Origin of the sequence: Caulobacter sp. (assembly GCF_017744445.1) — a bacterium.
Classification (GTDB): Bacteria; Pseudomonadota; Alphaproteobacteria; order Caulobacterales; family Caulobacteraceae; genus Caulobacter.
In genome coordinates, this window is the sequence record NZ_JAGIBH010000098.1 from 1 (window position 1) to 648 (window position 648).

Here is a 648-nt window from a genome sequence, read left to right on the forward strand (position 1 = left end):
GGCTGGTGGCCAGGCCCTTGATCTGCGTCGCCGACAGCGTCGCCACCTGGGTCTGGTTCAGGGCCGAGAAGCCGGTCGGCGACAGGGCCGCCAGCTGGGTGCCCGACAGGGCGCCCACCTGGGTGTCGGCCAGTTCGCCGATGTCCGTCGTCGTCAGGTTCTTCAGTTGGCTGACGGTCAGACCCTTGATCTGGGTCGTCGACAGGGCGGCGGTCTGGGTGGCGTCCAGGGCCGAGAAGGCCGTGGCGTTCAGCGCGCCCAGCTGGGTGGCCGTCAGGGCCCCGACCTGGGTGTCGGCAAGTTCGCCGACGTCCGTCGTCGTCAGGGCGACCAGTTGCGAGGTCGTCAGACCCTTGATCTGGGTTCCCGACAGCGCGCCCACCTGGGTGGCGTTCAGCGCCGAGAAGGCGGCGGTCGACAGATTGCCCACCTGGGCCGCCGACAGGGCGGCCACCTGGGTGTCGGCCAGGTTGCCGATGTTCGTCGTCGACAGGACCTGGACCTGGGCGGTCGTCAGACCCTTGAGCTGGGTGGTCGACAGGGCGCCGATCTGCGTCGCGTTCAGCAGCGGCAGGTTGGTGGTCGAGATGGAGCCGACCTGGGTCGCCGAGAGACCGCCGATCTGGGTGGTCGACAGCTCCTGCACCT

The 648-nt window shown here is 69.4% G+C and carries 1 pseudogene; it reads right to left on the reverse strand.

Features of this window, described 5'->3' with window-relative positions:
- Positions 1-648, reverse strand: a pseudogene (locus tag J7528_RS23860) (ice nucleation protein); the annotation flags it as partial.